This window comes from Rhodopseudomonas sp. P1 (genome assembly GCF_039642825.1).
Lineage (GTDB): Bacteria > Pseudomonadota > Alphaproteobacteria > Rhizobiales > Xanthobacteraceae > Rhodopseudomonas > Rhodopseudomonas palustris_H.
Genome location: NZ_CP088006.1, coordinates 2,610,210 through 2,624,678 on the forward strand (window position 1 = coordinate 2,610,210; position 14,469 = coordinate 2,624,678).

The 14,469-nt window shown below is 63.1% G+C and carries 13 protein-coding genes; 6 read left to right on the top strand and 7 right to left on the bottom strand.

Going from position 1 to position 14,469, the window contains the following annotated elements:
• Positions 1-351 precede the first annotated feature (351 nt).
• Positions 352-498: a hypothetical protein gene (locus tag LRC39_RS12115; RefSeq protein WP_346297428.1), complete on the bottom strand. Its 147-nt coding sequence runs from the start codon at positions 496-498 to the stop codon at positions 352-354.
• 109 nt (positions 499-607) lie between these two features.
• Here LRC39_RS12115 and LRC39_RS12120 point away from each other — a divergent pair, with 109 nt between their 5' ends.
• From LRC39_RS12120 to LRC39_RS12140, 5 genes are all read left to right on the top strand, one after another.
• Positions 608-1,540 (top strand): radical SAM protein, encoded by a 933-nt coding sequence (locus LRC39_RS12120; protein WP_346297429.1) that lies wholly within the window; start codon positions 608-610, stop codon positions 1,538-1,540.
• Between the two features lie 38 nt (positions 1,541-1,578).
• Complete coding sequence (locus LRC39_RS12125; protein WP_011158185.1) at positions 1,579-2,448, top strand: AAA family ATPase; 870 nt, start codon at positions 1,579-1,581, stop codon at positions 2,446-2,448.
• Between the two features lie 65 nt (positions 2,449-2,513).
• Positions 2,514-4,022, top strand: a complete 1,509-nt coding sequence (locus tag LRC39_RS12130; protein ID WP_346297430.1) for a nitrogenase component 1 — start codon at positions 2,514-2,516, stop codon at positions 4,020-4,022.
• An 11-nt stretch (positions 4,023-4,033) separates the two neighbouring features.
• Positions 4,034-5,416, top strand: a complete 1,383-nt coding sequence (locus LRC39_RS12135) for a nitrogenase component 1 (RefSeq protein WP_263991656.1) — start codon at positions 4,034-4,036, stop codon at positions 5,414-5,416.
• Positions 5,417-5,704: 288 nt separating this feature from the next.
• Positions 5,705-7,009 carry an NAD(P)/FAD-dependent oxidoreductase gene (locus LRC39_RS12140; protein WP_346297431.1) on the top strand — a complete coding sequence of 435 codons (1,305 nt, stop codon included), beginning with the start codon at positions 5,705-5,707 and terminating at the stop codon, positions 7,007-7,009.
• A 37-nt stretch (positions 7,010-7,046) separates the two neighbouring features.
• Here the strand turns inward: LRC39_RS12140 and LRC39_RS12145 are convergent, their stop codons facing one another.
• Genes LRC39_RS12145 through LRC39_RS12155 form a run of 3 tightly spaced genes read right to left on the bottom strand, consistent with a single transcriptional unit; the run spans position 7,047 to position 9,849 of the window.
• Positions 7,047-7,532 carry an L-2-amino-thiazoline-4-carboxylic acid hydrolase gene (locus LRC39_RS12145; protein ID WP_346297432.1) on the bottom strand — a complete coding sequence of 162 codons (486 nt, stop codon included), beginning with the start codon at positions 7,530-7,532 and terminating at the stop codon, positions 7,047-7,049.
• Positions 7,529-8,236, bottom strand: a complete 708-nt coding sequence (locus tag LRC39_RS12150) for a cysteine hydrolase family protein (protein ID WP_346297433.1) — start codon at positions 8,234-8,236, stop codon at positions 7,529-7,531. Before LRC39_RS12150 ends, LRC39_RS12145 begins: the two co-directional genes overlap by 4 nt.
• 11 nt (positions 8,237-8,247) lie before the next feature.
• A complete protein-coding gene (locus LRC39_RS12155) occupies positions 8,248-9,849 on the bottom strand; it encodes an ABC transporter substrate-binding protein (RefSeq protein WP_346297434.1) in 1,602 nt (533 codons plus the stop codon).
• Positions 9,850-10,074: 225 nt separating this feature from the next.
• On the opposite strand from LRC39_RS12155, the gene LRC39_RS12160 reads away from it, so the two are divergent.
• Positions 10,075-10,965 (top strand): LysR substrate-binding domain-containing protein, encoded by an 891-nt coding sequence (locus LRC39_RS12160; protein WP_346297435.1) that lies wholly within the window; start codon positions 10,075-10,077, stop codon positions 10,963-10,965.
• A 61-nt stretch (positions 10,966-11,026) separates the two neighbouring features.
• Here LRC39_RS12160 and LRC39_RS12165 read toward each other — a convergent pair whose 3' ends face one another.
• Genes LRC39_RS12165 through LRC39_RS12175 form a run of 3 tightly spaced genes read right to left on the bottom strand, consistent with a single transcriptional unit; the run spans position 11,027 to position 14,458 of the window.
• Complete coding sequence (locus tag LRC39_RS12165) at positions 11,027-12,649, bottom strand: ABC transporter ATP-binding protein (protein ID WP_346297436.1); 1,623 nt, start codon at positions 12,647-12,649, stop codon at positions 11,027-11,029.
• Entirely contained in the window at positions 12,646-13,476 is an 831-nt protein-coding gene (locus LRC39_RS12170) for an ABC transporter permease (RefSeq protein ID WP_346297437.1), read from the bottom strand. The genes LRC39_RS12165 and LRC39_RS12170 overlap by 4 nt, the downstream gene beginning before the upstream one ends.
• 4 nt (positions 13,477-13,480) lie before the next feature.
• Positions 13,481-14,458 carry an ABC transporter permease gene (locus LRC39_RS12175; protein ID WP_263991663.1) on the bottom strand — a complete coding sequence of 326 codons (978 nt, stop codon included), beginning with the start codon at positions 14,456-14,458 and terminating at the stop codon, positions 13,481-13,483.
• Between the last annotated feature and the right edge of the window lie 11 nt (positions 14,459-14,469).

The following is a 14,469-nucleotide window of genomic DNA, read 5'->3' on the forward strand; positions in this document are numbered from 1 at the left end:
TATGTCGCGCGTCGCATCCGTCAATCGTTGCGAGCTATTGGTGGGGAACGTTCTGGATCGGCGTCGCGATGACGTCCGCCAGTCTCACGGCGACAACGCCACGTTCGCAATAGTCGGCGCGTGAGCCGTACAGAGCTGCTTGCGAATCCGCGTCGACACCGCGTCGTAGGAATGGGCGCAAGGGTCGCCAGCAGGGGATCTCGCGCAAAGCGGTTAGCACGTACCAATTGCAATCAACCGTAGTTGCAAATTCGCCTGTCCGCGCTTTTCAGAGAACGATGCGGATGTGAGTTGGCAGACTATGAAAGCCAATCCTTGCAAGAATACGGTAATTCACAAAGCTATGAGTTGTTAGTTGATGCCGTCGATGACGCGATGATCGAGCATGGCAGAAAGGAACTGGGATGAGATTGTCGGGAACACGAGGCGCGCCTGTGGGGAAGGTCGTGTTGCTGACAGCTCTGGTGAAAGAAATCGTGCGGCCGGCAGCGTTGTCATCGGTTTCCTTTGGTCGTTCGAGTCAGGGCCGTGCCATCTTTGAGCGGCGGTGCAACGTCGCCCGTCGTTGTGTTGGAGCGAGATCTGCCGTGCTGGAGCGTCGTGCATCGTGACCGAGACCGGCCAAAACTGCGCGGCCCAGGCAATGCGGATGGTCGCGACGGCACCGGCCTTTCCGAAGCTGGAAGGTCGACATCCCTGTTTCAGCACAACGGCCGAGGGGCACGCCCGCGCGGCGCGCCTCCATCTGCCGGTGAGTCCGGGGTGCAATATCGATTGCGCGTTCTGTATTCGCGATTTCAACCGGCGTGATCAGCGTCCCGGTGTCGCCACGCGTTTGCTGACGCCTCAGCAGGCTGTGGCCATTGTCGCGAGGGCACTCGAGCTCTGCCCGTCCATCAACGTGGTCGGCATCGCCGGGCCTGGTGATCCGCTGGCGACGCCGCATGCGCTTCAGACGTTCGCGTTGGTCCGCGAGCGGTGGCCCGAGTTGGTCCTCTGCCTATCGACCAATGGTCTGATGCTGCCGGACCGCATCGATGAGATCGCGGCGCTCGGGATTTCGACACTGACGGTGACGGTCAACGCGGTCGATCCGCAGATCCAAGCGAAGGTGACGCCAAAGATCGCGTGGCAACGGAAGCGATTGAACGGCGTCGTCGCCGGCGAGCGACTGATCGCCAATCAACTGGAGGGGATTGCCCGAGCCGCCGCCCACGGTCTGACCGTCAAAGTCAACACCGTGCTGATTCCGACGGTCAACGATCATCACATCGAGGCCGTCGCCGCGCGCGTCGCGGCGGCCGGCGCGAATCTCATCAACATCATTCCGCTGATCCCGCAGCACGGCTTCGCGCATCTGAACCCACCCGGAATGCTCATGCGATACGCGGCGCGGGCCGCGGCGGAGAAGTATCTGCGGGTGTTCACCCATTGCCAGCGGTGCAGGGCCGATGCCTGCGGCATTCCCGGCGTCAGCGATTACGCCCAGCAACTCTATGGCGACGACATCGTCGCCGAACCGACCTTTTCGCACGGCTGAGGGCGGTTCCTTCCTGACACAACCTGGAGATACGGCACATGGCGAAACAACTCAAGCAGATCGCGATCTACGGCAAGGGCGGCATCGGGAAATCGACCACGACGTCCAACATCAGCGCCGCGCTTGCAGAGGCCGGCTACAAGGTCATGCAATTCGGCGCCGACCCGAAGGCGGACTCGACCAATACGCTTCGCGGCGGAGAGTACATTCCATCGGTCCTCGATCTTTTGGCCGAACGTCGCCGCGTGGATGCCTATGAGGCGATATTTCAAGGCTTCGGTGGCATCTATTGCGTCGAGGCCGGCGGCCCGCAACCGGGCGTCGGATGCGCGGGGCGGGGCATCATTACAGCCGTTGAACTGCTCAAGCAGCAACGGGTCTTCGAAGAGCTGGACCTGGACATCGTGATCTACGACGTGCTCGGCGACGTCGTGTGCGGCGGCTTCGCCGTGCCGGTGCGCGAAGGCATCGCCGAACATGTGTTCACGGTGTCGTCATCCGACTTCATGGCGATCTATGCGGCCAACAATCTGTTTCGTGGCATCGAGCGGTTCTCGAACTCCGGCGGTGCGCTGCTCGGCGGGATCATCGCCAACTCGATCAACACCGACTTTCAGCGCGAGGTGATCGATGACTTTGCGGCGCATACCGATACGCCAATCGTGCAGTACGTTCCGCGTTCCCTGACCGTGACTCAGGCTGAGCTCAGCGGGCGGACGACCATCGAGGCCGCGCCGCAATCAGCGCAAGCCGACGTCTATCGGCAACTGGCTCGCCGGATTGCCGAACACACCGAGTCGAAGGTGCCGACGCCGCTGAATCCGCAGCAGCTTCGCGAATGGTCCGCTCGCTGGGCTGACCATCTGGTTGCCGCCGAACGGGCCGAGGCGGAGCGGCAGGTGGCCTGATCCCGGCTGTGGCGGCAATCGCGCGAGCGTGTCGCAGACTCTTCCTCCAGCTTTAGAGGCGCAGAATGGTTCTGAATCTGAAGACATCGAGCGTCGAGACCCGCGAACAGCGGCTCGGCACCATCATCGGATGGGACGGTACCGCGTCGAAGCTGGCCGACGAGTCGGCGTTTTCGCGCGGCGACTGTGGCGGCTGCGGAACGAAGGCGCGACGGGTTTGCGAGCTTGAAGGGCCGTTTACCCAGGGTTCGGTCTGCAGCGAGCAAATGGTGGAGTGTCAGGCTGGCAATATCCGGGACGCCGTCCTGATCCAGCATTCGCCGATCGGCTGCGGGGCGGGGCAGGTGATCTATAATTCGATCTATCGCAACGGCTTGGCGATGCGTGGATTGCCGGTCCAGAACATTCGGTTCATCTCAACCAATCTGCGCGAACGCGACATGGTTTATGGCGGTGCCGAAAAGCTGGCCGAAGCGATCCGGCTGGCCGTCGAACGCCACCAACCCAAGGCGGTGTTCATCGCGACGTCCTGCGCCAGCGGCATCATCGGCGATGACATCGAGAGCGTTGCACGGACCGCCGAAGCCGAGTTCGGCATCCCGATCATCCCGCTGCATTGCGAAGGCTTCAAATCCAAGCACTGGTCGACCGGATTTGATGCGACCCAGCACGGCATTTTGCGGCATATCGTGCGCCGCAACCCGGAGAAGCGCCAGGACGATCTGATCAACGTGATCAATCTGTGGGGCACCGACGTCTTCAGCCCGATGCTCGGCGAACTCGGTCTGCGTGTGAACTATGTGGTCGACATGGCGACGGTCGACGAACTCGCGCAGATGTCGGAGGCGCGCGCAACCGTCAGCTTTTGCTACACGCTCGGCACCTATCTGGCGACGGCATTGGAGCAGGAGTTCGGCGTCGAGCAGATCAAGGCGCCACAACCCTACGGGTTTGCGGGGACGGATGCGTGGCTGCGTGAGCTTGCCCGTGTCACAGGCCGCGAGGCGCAAGCCGAAGATTACATCGCCCGCGAGCATGCACGGGTCAAGCCGCTGCTCGATGAGTTGCGGCCGAAACTGAAAGGCCTCAAGGGCTATGTGGCGACGGGCTCGGCCTATTCTCACGGTCTGATCGGGGTGCTGCGCGAGATCGGGGTGGAGGTGGATGGCTCCTTGGTGTTCCACCACGATCCGGTCTACGACAGCGAGGATCCCAGGCAGGACTCGCTCGGCCATCTGATCGAGAATTATGGCGACGTGCGCCACTTCACCGTGGGCAATCGCCAGCAGTACCAGTTCTACAATCTGCTTCAGCGGGTGAAACCGGACTTCATTATCATCCGGCACAACGGGTTGGCGCCACTTGCCGCTCGCCTCGGAATTCCCGCCATTCCGCTCGGCGATGAGCACCATGCGTTGGGCTATCAAGGCATGGTGAACCTCGGGGAATCGATCCTCGCCGCGCTCCAGCATCGCAAATTCCATAAGGATATCGCGAGGCGGGTGAGCCTTCCGTACAAACAATCCTGGCTGGCGCAGAAGGATCCGTTCGCGCTCGCACGAGCCGCCTCGTAAAGGGACTCATCATGGCTATCCTCGCCCTCAAGTCGCGACCGACAGAAATCACGCCCGATGCCGACAAGTCGGGTGCGATCGAACTGGTGCGCTATGTGTGCGCAATCGGCGCGATGCAGACCGCTGCGGCGATCCCCAGGGTGGTGCCCATCACGCATTGCGGGCCCGGCTGTGCCGACAAGCAGTACATGAACCTCACTTTCTACAACGGCTTCCAAGGCAGTGGTTATGGGGGTGGGCCGGTCGTTCCGAGCACCAATGCATCGCAGCGCGAGGTGATTTTCGGCGGCGCTGACCGGTTGCGCGAACTGATCGAATCTTCGCAGCTGGTCTTGGATGCCGATTTGTTCGTCGTGCTCACCGGCTGTATTCCGGACCTCGTCGGAGACGACGTCGGATCGGTGGTCCGTGATTTTCAGAAGCGCGGGGTTCCGATCGTTTATGCCGAGACCGGAGGGTTTCGCGGCAACAACTTCACCGGCCACGAGGCGGTGACGCACGCGATCATCGAACAGTATCTCGGTCCCTGGGACGGCGTGCGGGAGCGGGGGACGGTCAATCTCTGGTCGCTGCTGCCATATCAAAACACGTTCTGGCGCGGCGATCTCGAGGAGATCAAGCGGCTGCTGGAGGGTATTGGCCTGAACGTCAATGTGCTGTTCGGCCCGGATTCCGAGGGACTGAGCGAGTGGCGGAACATCCCGCGCGCGCAGTTCAATTTGGTGCTGTCGCCTTGGCTTGGATTGTCGACGGCTGAGCTGCTCGCTCGCCGGTACGAGCAGCCTTATCTGCACATCCCCGTGGTTCCGATCGGCGCGCGGGAGAGCGGAGCATTCTTGCGGAAGGTGGCCGCATTCGCCGGCATCTCGGCCGATGTGGTCGAGGCGTTCATCGCCAAGGAAGAGAAGCGATACTACAACTACATCGATGGATTTACCGATTTCTACTCAGAGTATTGGTGGGGCTTGCCGGCGCGCTTTGCGGTGATCGGTGACAGTGCCTACAATCTGGCGCTGACGAAATTCCTCGTGACGCAGCTTGGATTGATTCCGGCCAAGCAAATCGTCACCGAAGATCCGCCTGTTGAGCATCGCGAAGCAATTCAGGCTGAATTCCGTGCGATTGATGATGACGTCTCGGTCGACGTGGAGTTTGTCGAAGACAGCTACACCATTCACCAAGCGCTCAGGAATGCCGACTTCGGCCACAAGCCTCCGATCATCTTTGGAACCACGTGGGAGCGCGACCTGGTCAAGGAGATGAAAGGGTCATTGATTGAAGTCGGATTTCCGGCCTCCTATGAGGTCGTGTTGTCGAGGAGTTACGTCGGCTACCGCGGCGCTTTATCGCTCCTCGAACGCATCTACAGCACGGTCGTCAGCCACAGCGCCTAGCGTCGGCGAACGCCTCGAGGTGCCTACGAAGAAGCCTATGTCGTGGCACGCCTTGGGGCCGAAGAAGCCCGCGCAAGCAGGGTCCGTCGCGTGTGATCGTCAAGCAGGACAGACCAGCGCGTATCGGAGGCGGGTGAACCGGGAATGCGGTGCTCGGGGCGCGCGGGCGCATGACTGGATGTCTGCTGTCCCAACGCTGGCGATAGCAGTAGAATAGACGGATTGCCTCCCGGCAAAATACAATCCGCCAGCACCGCCCTTATCCGTCGATCACCGGAAACAATTGATATGACAACGACCGATGTCTCCTGGCCGAAATCTCTCTGGCATGCGGTGACTGGACCCGGACCAGAGTTGCCGGCCTTACATGGCGCGGAGGAGGCCGATGTGGTGGTGATCGGCGGCGGCTTTAGTGGGCTGTCGACGGCGCTGCATCTGCGTGAGGCCGGTGTCGATGTCGCGGTCGTCGAGGCGGCGGAGCCCGGCTGGGGCGCATCCGGTCGCAACAATGGCCAGGTGATTCCGACGTTGTCGCGGCCCGACCCGGAGGACATCGTCGCCAAGCACGGTGCTGCAGGAGAGCGGCTGGTCGGGCTGATCCGCGACAGCGCGTCGATCCTGTTCGATGTCGCCAAACGCCACGGCGTCGACGCCGAGCAGGAGCAGAACGGCTGGGTGCAGCCGGTGCATTCGCCGGGCCGCATCAAGATCGCCGAGCGACGATTCCGGCAGTGGTCGAAGTTCGGCGCGCCGGTCGAGCTGCTGTCACGCGATCAAGTGCGCGACATGCTCGGTTCCGAAGCCTGGTTCGGCGGGTTCTGGAACAGGACCGGCGGCCACGTCAATCCGCTGGCGCTGGCGCGCGGACTAGCTCGTGCCGTGCTGGCGCAAGGTGGTCGTATCTTCGCGCGCTCGCCGGCAGTGAGCATCGAGCGGCGCGGCGATCGCTGGATCGTCAAGACGGCGCAGGGCGAGATCAGCGGCCGGGCGCTGGTGGTCGCCAGCAACGCCTACACCGGCGAATTCTCCAAGACGTTGGCGCCGGCGATCGCCAGCGAGGTCATGCCGGTACGGTCGTGGCAGATGGCGACGCAGCCGCTGAGCGACAATGTGCGCAAGACCATCATCCCGGGCCGCCAGGCGATGTCCGACACCCATGGCGAGTTGATCTTCGGACGGTTCGACGCGCGCAACCGCTTCGTCACCGGCGGCGCCATCATCCGGCCGTTCAACCAGGTCGCGACGCTCAAGGCGCGGGTCGGCAAGCGGCTGCAGAGCTTGTGGCCGCAGATCGGCGAGGTGCGGTTCGACTACGTCTGGAACGGCTTCATCGGCATGACGACGGACTACCTGCCGCACATCCACCGCCTCGGCCCCAACGCCTATGGTTGGACTGGTTGCAACGGCCGCGGCGTGGCGTTGTCGGTCGCGCTCGGCCGCGAACTGTCCAAAGCCATCCGCGGCGCGCCGGATGGCGAACTGGCGCTGCCCTTCACCGAGCCGACGCCGATCCCCGCGAACGAATTGCTGCGTCCGTTCGCGCCGCTGATGATGGTGCTGTACCGGCACCGGGACGCCAAGGAGATCGGCTGACGAGGCGCGGACGAACCTGTTCTGCCGCGCCGTCCGATTATGTCTTTGCGCTGGCTTTGACTTCGTATCGGAAATCGCAACACGCGCCGCCCGACATCAGGGTGCGCGTGCGGGTCAACTCGACGCGGGGATCGTAGCCTTCGATGAAGCCGTGGTCGCGGTTGCAGGAGAGCAGGTGTCCGATCTCCGCCAACCCCATCTCGCGATACATCTCGGCATAGCGGCAACGATGCACGTCGTAGCTGAAGCCGCCGTCATCCGCGCGCAGAACCTCGACCTCCAGCGCGTCGTCCTGGGTCCACAATTTTTGCAGCTCCACGAAGCTGCGGATATCCGCTCCGCCCGGCACGCGGGCCGCAAAGTCGCGGCCGGCTTCGACCGCGGTCTTGGCAATGGCCTCGCCGATCAGCGATTGAGCCCGCTCCTTGCCGAGATGCGCACATAGCGTCTCGTAGATCGGCTTGATGACGCCGGCCTCGATCCGCCGGCGGGCGAGGATGCCGAGTTCCTGGTCCTCACTCATGATGAAGCCGCCTCCGCGACCGGCAGTCGCTGCAGTGCCTCGAGCAGCGCCGGACTCTCGGCGACGGCGCCGAACACGCCGCTTTTCTTGATCAGTAACTGGATCGCCGCCTCGTGCACCGCCTCGAAACAGGCGCCGGTGCCGTCCGCCAGCGTCAGGCAGTCGAAGCCGCGATCGAGCGCCTCGCGCACATTGGTGTGGATGCAGCAATCGGTGGTGAGCCCGGTCAGGATCAGGTTTGTGATACCGCGCTCACGCAGATACTTCTCGATGCCCGTGAAGCCGAAGGCGCCGTAGGATGGCTTGTCGAACACCGGCTCTCCATCCTGCGGCGCGAGCTCCGGGATGATCTGCCAGCACTCGGCACCCTCGATCAGGTAGCGCCCCTTCGGCCCCTCGTCGCCGACCGCCACGCCCTTACCGTCGATGCCGCGCCAGAGCCGATGCGGCTGGACGTCCGAAAGGTCGGGCTTGAAGGTTTCGCGGGTATGGATCACCGGCATGCCGACCGCGCGGCAGGCTGCCAGGACGCGGGCGATCACCGGGATTGGCCGCTGCAGGGCGGAGAGGTCGAAGCCGAACTGGTGCATGTAGCCGCCCTCGGCGCAGAAATCACCCTGGACATCAATGACCAGCAGCGCGGTGTTGTGCGTCGTCAGCGGGCCGTGCAGCGGAAACGGATAGGGGGTGGCGTTCAGTTTCAACGGGACGCTCCTCATTTCTGCACCCACAGGTCATACCAGCTGCTCGAAGGCCAGCGCGGGGTGTTGCGATCATTGCGCAGCTTCTTGTTCGTGACCGTAATGAATTCGCGGTCGGTCGCCATCCAGACCGGCACCTCGGTGTTGGCTAGCTTGACGAATTCGGCGTAGAGCCGCTTGCGGGCCTGCGGATCGAGCTCGATTGCGGCCTTGTCGATCACCCGGTCGATCTCGGCATCCTGCCAGCCCCATTGGTTCGTCCATGGCGCTCCCTTGGTGGCGCCGGAGCGATACCAGACCGTTGTGCTGACCGCAGGGTCGCTCCTGTACTGGTGGCGTCCGGTTGCCAGGTCGAAATTCCAATCGCGGTACACGTCGGACAAAAAGCCGGCCGCATCACGCGGTACGATCTCGACCTGAATGCCGACCTCTGTCAGCGATTGCTGGATGAAGGTCGCGAAGGAGCTGACGTCCTCGCCCCACGGTGCGGGCAGCAGTCGCAGCTTGAAGCGTTGCCCGTTGGTGCGCGGATATCCAGCCTCGTCCAGCAGCTTATTGGCGAGCGCAACGTCGTATTTCAGATCCGGCGCGCCTGCGACGAAGAAGTCCGACGACTGGGGGATCGGGCCTTGGCCGCGTTTGCCGAAGCCATAGAGCAGGTTCTCGATGAAGAAGTCGGTATTGATGGCGTGTATGATGGCGCGCCGGACGCGAATATCCGCCAGCTCCTTGCGGCGGAAGTTGAACTCCACCGTATTCTGCACCGCGTTGCCTTCGTTGCCCTTGGTGGAGACGATGAAATCCTTGTGCTCGCGCAGCCGATTAATGTCCGACAACGTCAACGACGTGTAGGCGCTGAGGTCCACCGAGCCGGTTTCCAGCGCCATCGCCGCAGCGGTCTTGTCGGGAATGAACTTCCACACGATCCGGTCGAGATACGGGAAGCCCTTGCGCCAGTAGTCCGGGTTGCGCTCGGCGATGATGTACTGACCGCGCTCGTACTTCACAAATTTGAACGGACCGGTCCCGATCGGCTCGATATTCGCCGGGTTTTCGAGAATATTCGTGCCCTCATAGATGTGCTTCGGCGCGATATATCCGAGGTCGGGCAAAGCGCGCAGCAGCAGGTCCAGCGGCATCGGTTCAGAATACTGGAACACGGCCGTGACCGGGTCCGGCGTATCGACCGCTTGCAGGCTCTTCTGCAAGGTCGAGCCGTAGTTCAGGTACTTCTTCCACAGCTCCATCGCCGTGTACTGAACATCTGCCGACGTGAACGGCTTGCCGTCATGCCATTTGACGTTCTCACGAAGGTTGAAGGTGATCGTCTTGCCGTCGGCTGACGTTTTCCAGGCTGTCGCTAATACGCCGACCGGTCGGCCTTGATCGTCCAGATCCACCAGTGGCTCGACGATCTTGCTACCGACCAGGTAAACATCGACCGATGCCCGGATCGCAGGGTTCAGGACGCGCTGCTCGGCATTCATGTGAACGTTCAAAACGCCACCCCGACTAGGAGTGTCCTGCGCATGAACGATGCTGGGTTGGGTGACGGCGAGGGCGGCAAAGGCGACCGAGGACAGGAAGGCGCGTCGTGAGAGGGGCTGCATCGTCATGATTTCGGCTCCGTTTAGCGGATGCGATGTTCGTGCGGCCGGCAAAGTCTCGGCGGAGACGGTGCGCTAGCCGGGGCGGGCGGGCTTAACAGAAGCGGAGAAGGAATTACTCTCTCCGACCATCTTTGTAGTTGAATATTTCTCACATAAATCAAGGATATATGTGGAATTTTAGCCGTCAACAGCCGATAATTATGAGAATTATTCAATATATGAGGGGTTGAGATGATTGAGCGCAGCGAGCCCCCACTGACCTCGGTGCGCGCCTTCGAAGCGGTCGCACGGCTCGGGGGAGCCACCGCGGCAGCCCGTGAGCTGGGGGTCTCGCCTTCGGCGATCAGCCATCAACTTGCCGTGCTCGATGATTTCATGGGGCAGCCGCTCACGCGGCGTCAGGGGCGGGGCCTCGTTTTGACTGACGCGGGGCGTGAGTATTTTCGTTCGGTTCGCGCCGCATTCGCCGTCCTGCGCGGCGCGACCGATCAGCTTCGGGAGGGCAGCCGGAGTACGCAGGTTCGGCTCGGCGTTATCCCGCTATTCGCCAGGGCCTGGCTGTTCCGTCACATCCAGGAATTTCTGGATCGAAATCCGGATATCGATCTCAGCATCTCCTACACCCACCATCGCAACTACGTCAGCGATTCAGCGGATCTGTCGGTTCGGTTCGGCGAGGGCAGTTGGAAGGGCTACAAAGCTCATCGGATTTTATCCGGCGCAATCGCGCCGTATTGCAGCCGGGCGTTCCTGGCCCGACATCGGGAAGCGGCCACCGATCCGAAATTGCTTCAGAACTACGCGCTGATTCACGATCAGGACTTCGGCGGTTGGCAGCAATGGTGGGATCTGCACCACATCGAGGGCGAGCCCGGCACCGGCCTGTTGGTGGAGGACGGCAATCTCGCCTTGCAGGCGGCGCTTGATGGTCTGGGCATCGCTCTGCTGCGTCCCTCGCTCGTCGATGTCTTTGCCGACGAAGGAGGGCTGTCACGCCTCTTCGACCATCAGATTGAAGACGGCCGAGACTATTACCTCTGTCACCTCGTTGAGCAGCCGCTATCCGAGGCCGAAGGGCGCCTTGTCAGTTGGATCATCGATCGTTGTCGGCATTCTGGCTAGTGGCCCCCATCCACGTGGAGGTGGTGTCTGCCGGCAGGCGACGATCTGGTCCGTAGCTCGGCTAGGTCACTGCGTGGCAGCGCGCGAAATCTCCGCCAGGGATCGAGGCGAGCAGGGCTTGCGTGTAGGGGTGCTGCGGGGCGTTGAAGACGTCACCGGCGGGGCCGTGCTCGACGACAGCGCCGTCCTTCATCACGGCGACGAGGTCGCAGATCTGCGCCGCGACGCGCAGATCGTGGGTGATGAAGATAATCGACAGCCCAAGTTGCTCGCGCAAGTCGGTTAGCAGCTTGAGAACCTGCGCCTGCACCGAAACGTCGAGCGCCGATACGGCTTCATCCGCGATCAGCACGTCGGGCTTCAGCGCCAGCGCGCGGGCGAGGCCGATCCGCTGGCGCTGGCCGCCGGAGAATTCGTGCGGCAGCCGGTCGCCGGCGGCGGGGTCGAGCCCGACCAACTCGAACAGTTTGCGGGCCTCGGCGATTGCCTGCTTGCGCGGCGTGCCGTGGATGATCGGGCCTTGCGCGACCAGTTCCTCGGCCTTGTGCCGCGGATTGAGCGAGGCGAACGGGTCCTGAAACACCATCTGCATGTGGCGCGTTTCGCGCCGCACCTGCTCGCGCGGCATCGTCGCCCAGTCACGGCCGTCTAGCAGGATTGAGCCCGCGTCTGGATCGAGCAGCCGGATGATGCAGCGCGCCAGCGTCGACTTGCCGGAGCCGCTCTCGCCAACGATGCCGAGGGTCGCTCCCTTCGGCAATTTCAGCGAGACGGTCTTCACCGCGTCGGTGACGCGCGCGCCGCGGCCGAGAAAGCCGCCGGTGCGGAACGTCTTCGATACGTTGTCGATGCTCAGGATCGTGTCGCTGCCGAACGGACGCGGCGGCGGGGCCGTCAGCGGCGGCACCGCCGCAATCAGTTGCCGCGTATAAGCATGCTGTGGCCGGTTCAACACGTCGTCGGCCTTGCCCTGTTCGACGATGACGCCGTGCTGCATCACCACGACGCGGTCGGCGATCTCGGCGACGACGCCGAAATCATGGGTGATGAACAGCACCGCAGTGTTGCGCCGGCTTTGGAGTTCGCGGATCAGAGTGAGGATCTGCGCCTGTGTGGTAACGTCGAGCGCAGTCGTTGGTTCGTCGGCGATCAGCAGCTTGGGATCGAGCGCCAGCGCCATCGCGATCATGGCGCGCTGGCGCTGGCCGCCGGAGAGTTCGTGCGGATACGCGCCGGCGGCACGCGCCGGATCGGGGATCCGCACGTCGGTCAGCAGCGCCAGCACCTTGGCCTTGATGTCACGCTTTGACAGATCGGTGTGGATCGAGAACATCTCACCGATCTGATCACCGATGGTGCGCAGCGGATTGAGCGCGGTCATCGGCTCCTGAAACACCATGGCGATGCCTGCGCCGCGAACCTTGCGCATTTCCGCGGCGCTGGCCTGCGCAAGGTCACGCCCCTCGAACAGCACGCAGCCGCCATCGAGCGCGACGCCGCCGGGTAGGAGCTGCATCACGGCGTTCGCCATGATCGATTTGCCGGAGCCGGACTCGCCGACCACGCAAAGGATTTCGCCGGCGGCGATCGTCAGCGATGCTTCGCGCACCGCGTGCGACCGGTCGGCGCCGGCGGGCAGCCGGACGCTGAGTTTGTCGAGCGTAAGAACTGCGGGCGTGGTCATCGGCCCTTCAGCCTCGGGTTGAGCGCATCGTTGAGGCCCTGGCCGACCAGCGATACCGCCAGCACGGTGATCAGGATGGCGATGCCGGGGATCGCGGCGACGTACCATTGGACGCGCAACACGTCGCGGCCGAGCCCGATCAGATTGCCCCAGGAGGCGACATTCGGATCTGACAGCCGCAGGAAGGCCAATGCGCTCTCGAGCAGGATCGCCACCGCCATCACCACACTGGCATAGACGATCACCGGCGGCAGCGCGTTGGGCAGGATCTCGCCGAGGATCAACTGCAGATCCTTCATGCCCAGCGTGCGACCTGCTTGCACGAACTCGCGATTGCGCAAGCTGAGGAATTCGGCACGCGTCAGTCGTGCTGGCGCCGGCCACGACACGATGCCGACCGCGATCGTCACCGTGGTCAGCGTCGAGCCGAACACCGCGACCAGCACCAGCAGCAGCACGAAGTTCGGCAGGGTCTGGAATGCCTCTGTAATTCGCATCAGGACAGTGTCGACCCAGCCGCCGAAATAGCCCGCGAACGCGCCGATCAGCACGCCGATCAGAATAGCGATCACGGTGGCAGCGCCGCCGATCAGGAGCGCGATCCGTGCGCCGTGGAAGATCTGGGCGGCGATGTCACGGCCGGAATTGTCGGTGCCGAGCAAGAAACGGGGATTACTGAATGGCCAGATCAGGGGACGGCCGGCTAGCGCCAAGGGATCGCGGGGATAGAACCAGCCGGCACTGATCGCCATGCCGATGATGAGCAGCAACAGGATCAGGCCGACGATGGCGGCCGGGCTGCGGAAGTAGCGTTTGAGCGCATCCATCGCGTCAAGTTCCCGACGAGATGCGAGGGTCGAGGCGGGCGTACAGCAGGTCGACCAGGAAGTTGACGGCGATCACCAGGAGCGCCGAGACGAACACGATACCAAGCAGCGTGTTGAGGTCGCGCTGCACGACCGATTCATATGCAAGCCGGCCGAGGCCCGGCAGCGAGAACACGCTCTCGACGACCACCGAGCCGCCCAGCATGGTGCCCGCCTGCAGGCCGATCAGAGTCACCATCGGCAGCAATGCGTTGCGGAGCACGTGGCGGACGACGATGCGGGTCTCGTCGAGTCCCTTGGCGCGCGCTGTGCGAACGAAATCGAGATTGAGCACTTCGAGCATGGAGGCCCGCATGATGCGCAAGTAGATCGCCAGGAAGATAAGCCCGAGCGTCAGCGCCGGGAGCACCAGATGTGCCGCGATATCGAGCGTTCGTGCGAGGCCGGTCGCCGCTTGGCCGATGTCCTCGAAGCCGCCTGCCGGAAGCCATTGCAGATAGACGGAGAACACCACGATGGCCATCAGCCCGAACCAGAACGACGGCGTCGCGTAGAAGATCAGGCCGAGCGTCGAAATCAGCGTGTCCGGCCACTTGTTGACGCCGCGTGCGGCGACCACGCCAAGCACGAGGCCGGCAAAGAACGCGAACGAGAGCGACGCGGTCATCAGCAGCAGCGTCGGCGGCAGCCGTTCGAGGATCACGCTGGCGACCGGCTTGCCGTAGATCGACGAGAAGCCGAGGTCGAACCGCACCAGCCGCCACAGATAGTGGCCGAGTTGCATCGGGATCGACAGATCGAGCCCGTAGAACTGCCGCAGTTCGCGCGCGGTCGCGGCGTCGCCGCCACCCATCTGTGCCATCATCGCGTCGACGGTGTCGCCCGGCGCAAATTGCAGGAGCAGGAAGATGCCGATCAGGATGAGAAACAAGGTCGGGATCGAGGCGGCGAGCCGCCGCCCCGCGAGGTTCAGGATACGCATGCAGCTATTCT

Coding starts and splice junctions, on each gene's coding strand:
- LRC39_RS12115 (WP_346297428.1), bottom strand. CDS start 498: ATGACAACGCTGCCGGCCGCACGATTTCTTTCACCAGAGCTGTCAGCA.
- LRC39_RS12125 (WP_011158185.1), top strand. CDS start 1,579: ATGGCGAAACAACTCAAGCAGATCGCGATCTACGGCAAGGGCGGCATC.
- LRC39_RS12130 (WP_346297430.1), top strand. CDS start 2,514: ATGGTTCTGAATCTGAAGACATCGAGCGTCGAGACCCGCGAACAGCGG.
- LRC39_RS12135 (WP_263991656.1), top strand. CDS start 4,034: ATGGCTATCCTCGCCCTCAAGTCGCGACCGACAGAAATCACGCCCGAT.
- LRC39_RS12140 (WP_346297431.1), top strand. CDS start 5,705: ATGACAACGACCGATGTCTCCTGGCCGAAATCTCTCTGGCATGCGGTG.
- LRC39_RS12145 (WP_346297432.1), bottom strand. CDS start 7,532: ATGAGTGAGGACCAGGAACTCGGCATCCTCGCCCGCCGGCGGATCGAG.
- LRC39_RS12155 (WP_346297434.1), bottom strand. CDS start 9,849: ATGACGATGCAGCCCCTCTCACGACGCGCCTTCCTGTCCTCGGTCGCC.
- LRC39_RS12160 (WP_346297435.1), top strand. CDS start 10,075: ATGATTGAGCGCAGCGAGCCCCCACTGACCTCGGTGCGCGCCTTCGAA.
- LRC39_RS12165 (WP_346297436.1), bottom strand. CDS start 12,649: ATGACCACGCCCGCAGTTCTTACGCTCGACAAACTCAGCGTCCGGCTG.
- LRC39_RS12170 (WP_346297437.1), bottom strand. CDS start 13,476: ATGGATGCGCTCAAACGCTACTTCCGCAGCCCGGCCGCCATCGTCGGC.
- LRC39_RS12175 (WP_263991663.1), bottom strand. CDS start 14,458: ATGCGTATCCTGAACCTCGCGGGGCGGCGGCTCGCCGCCTCGATCCCG.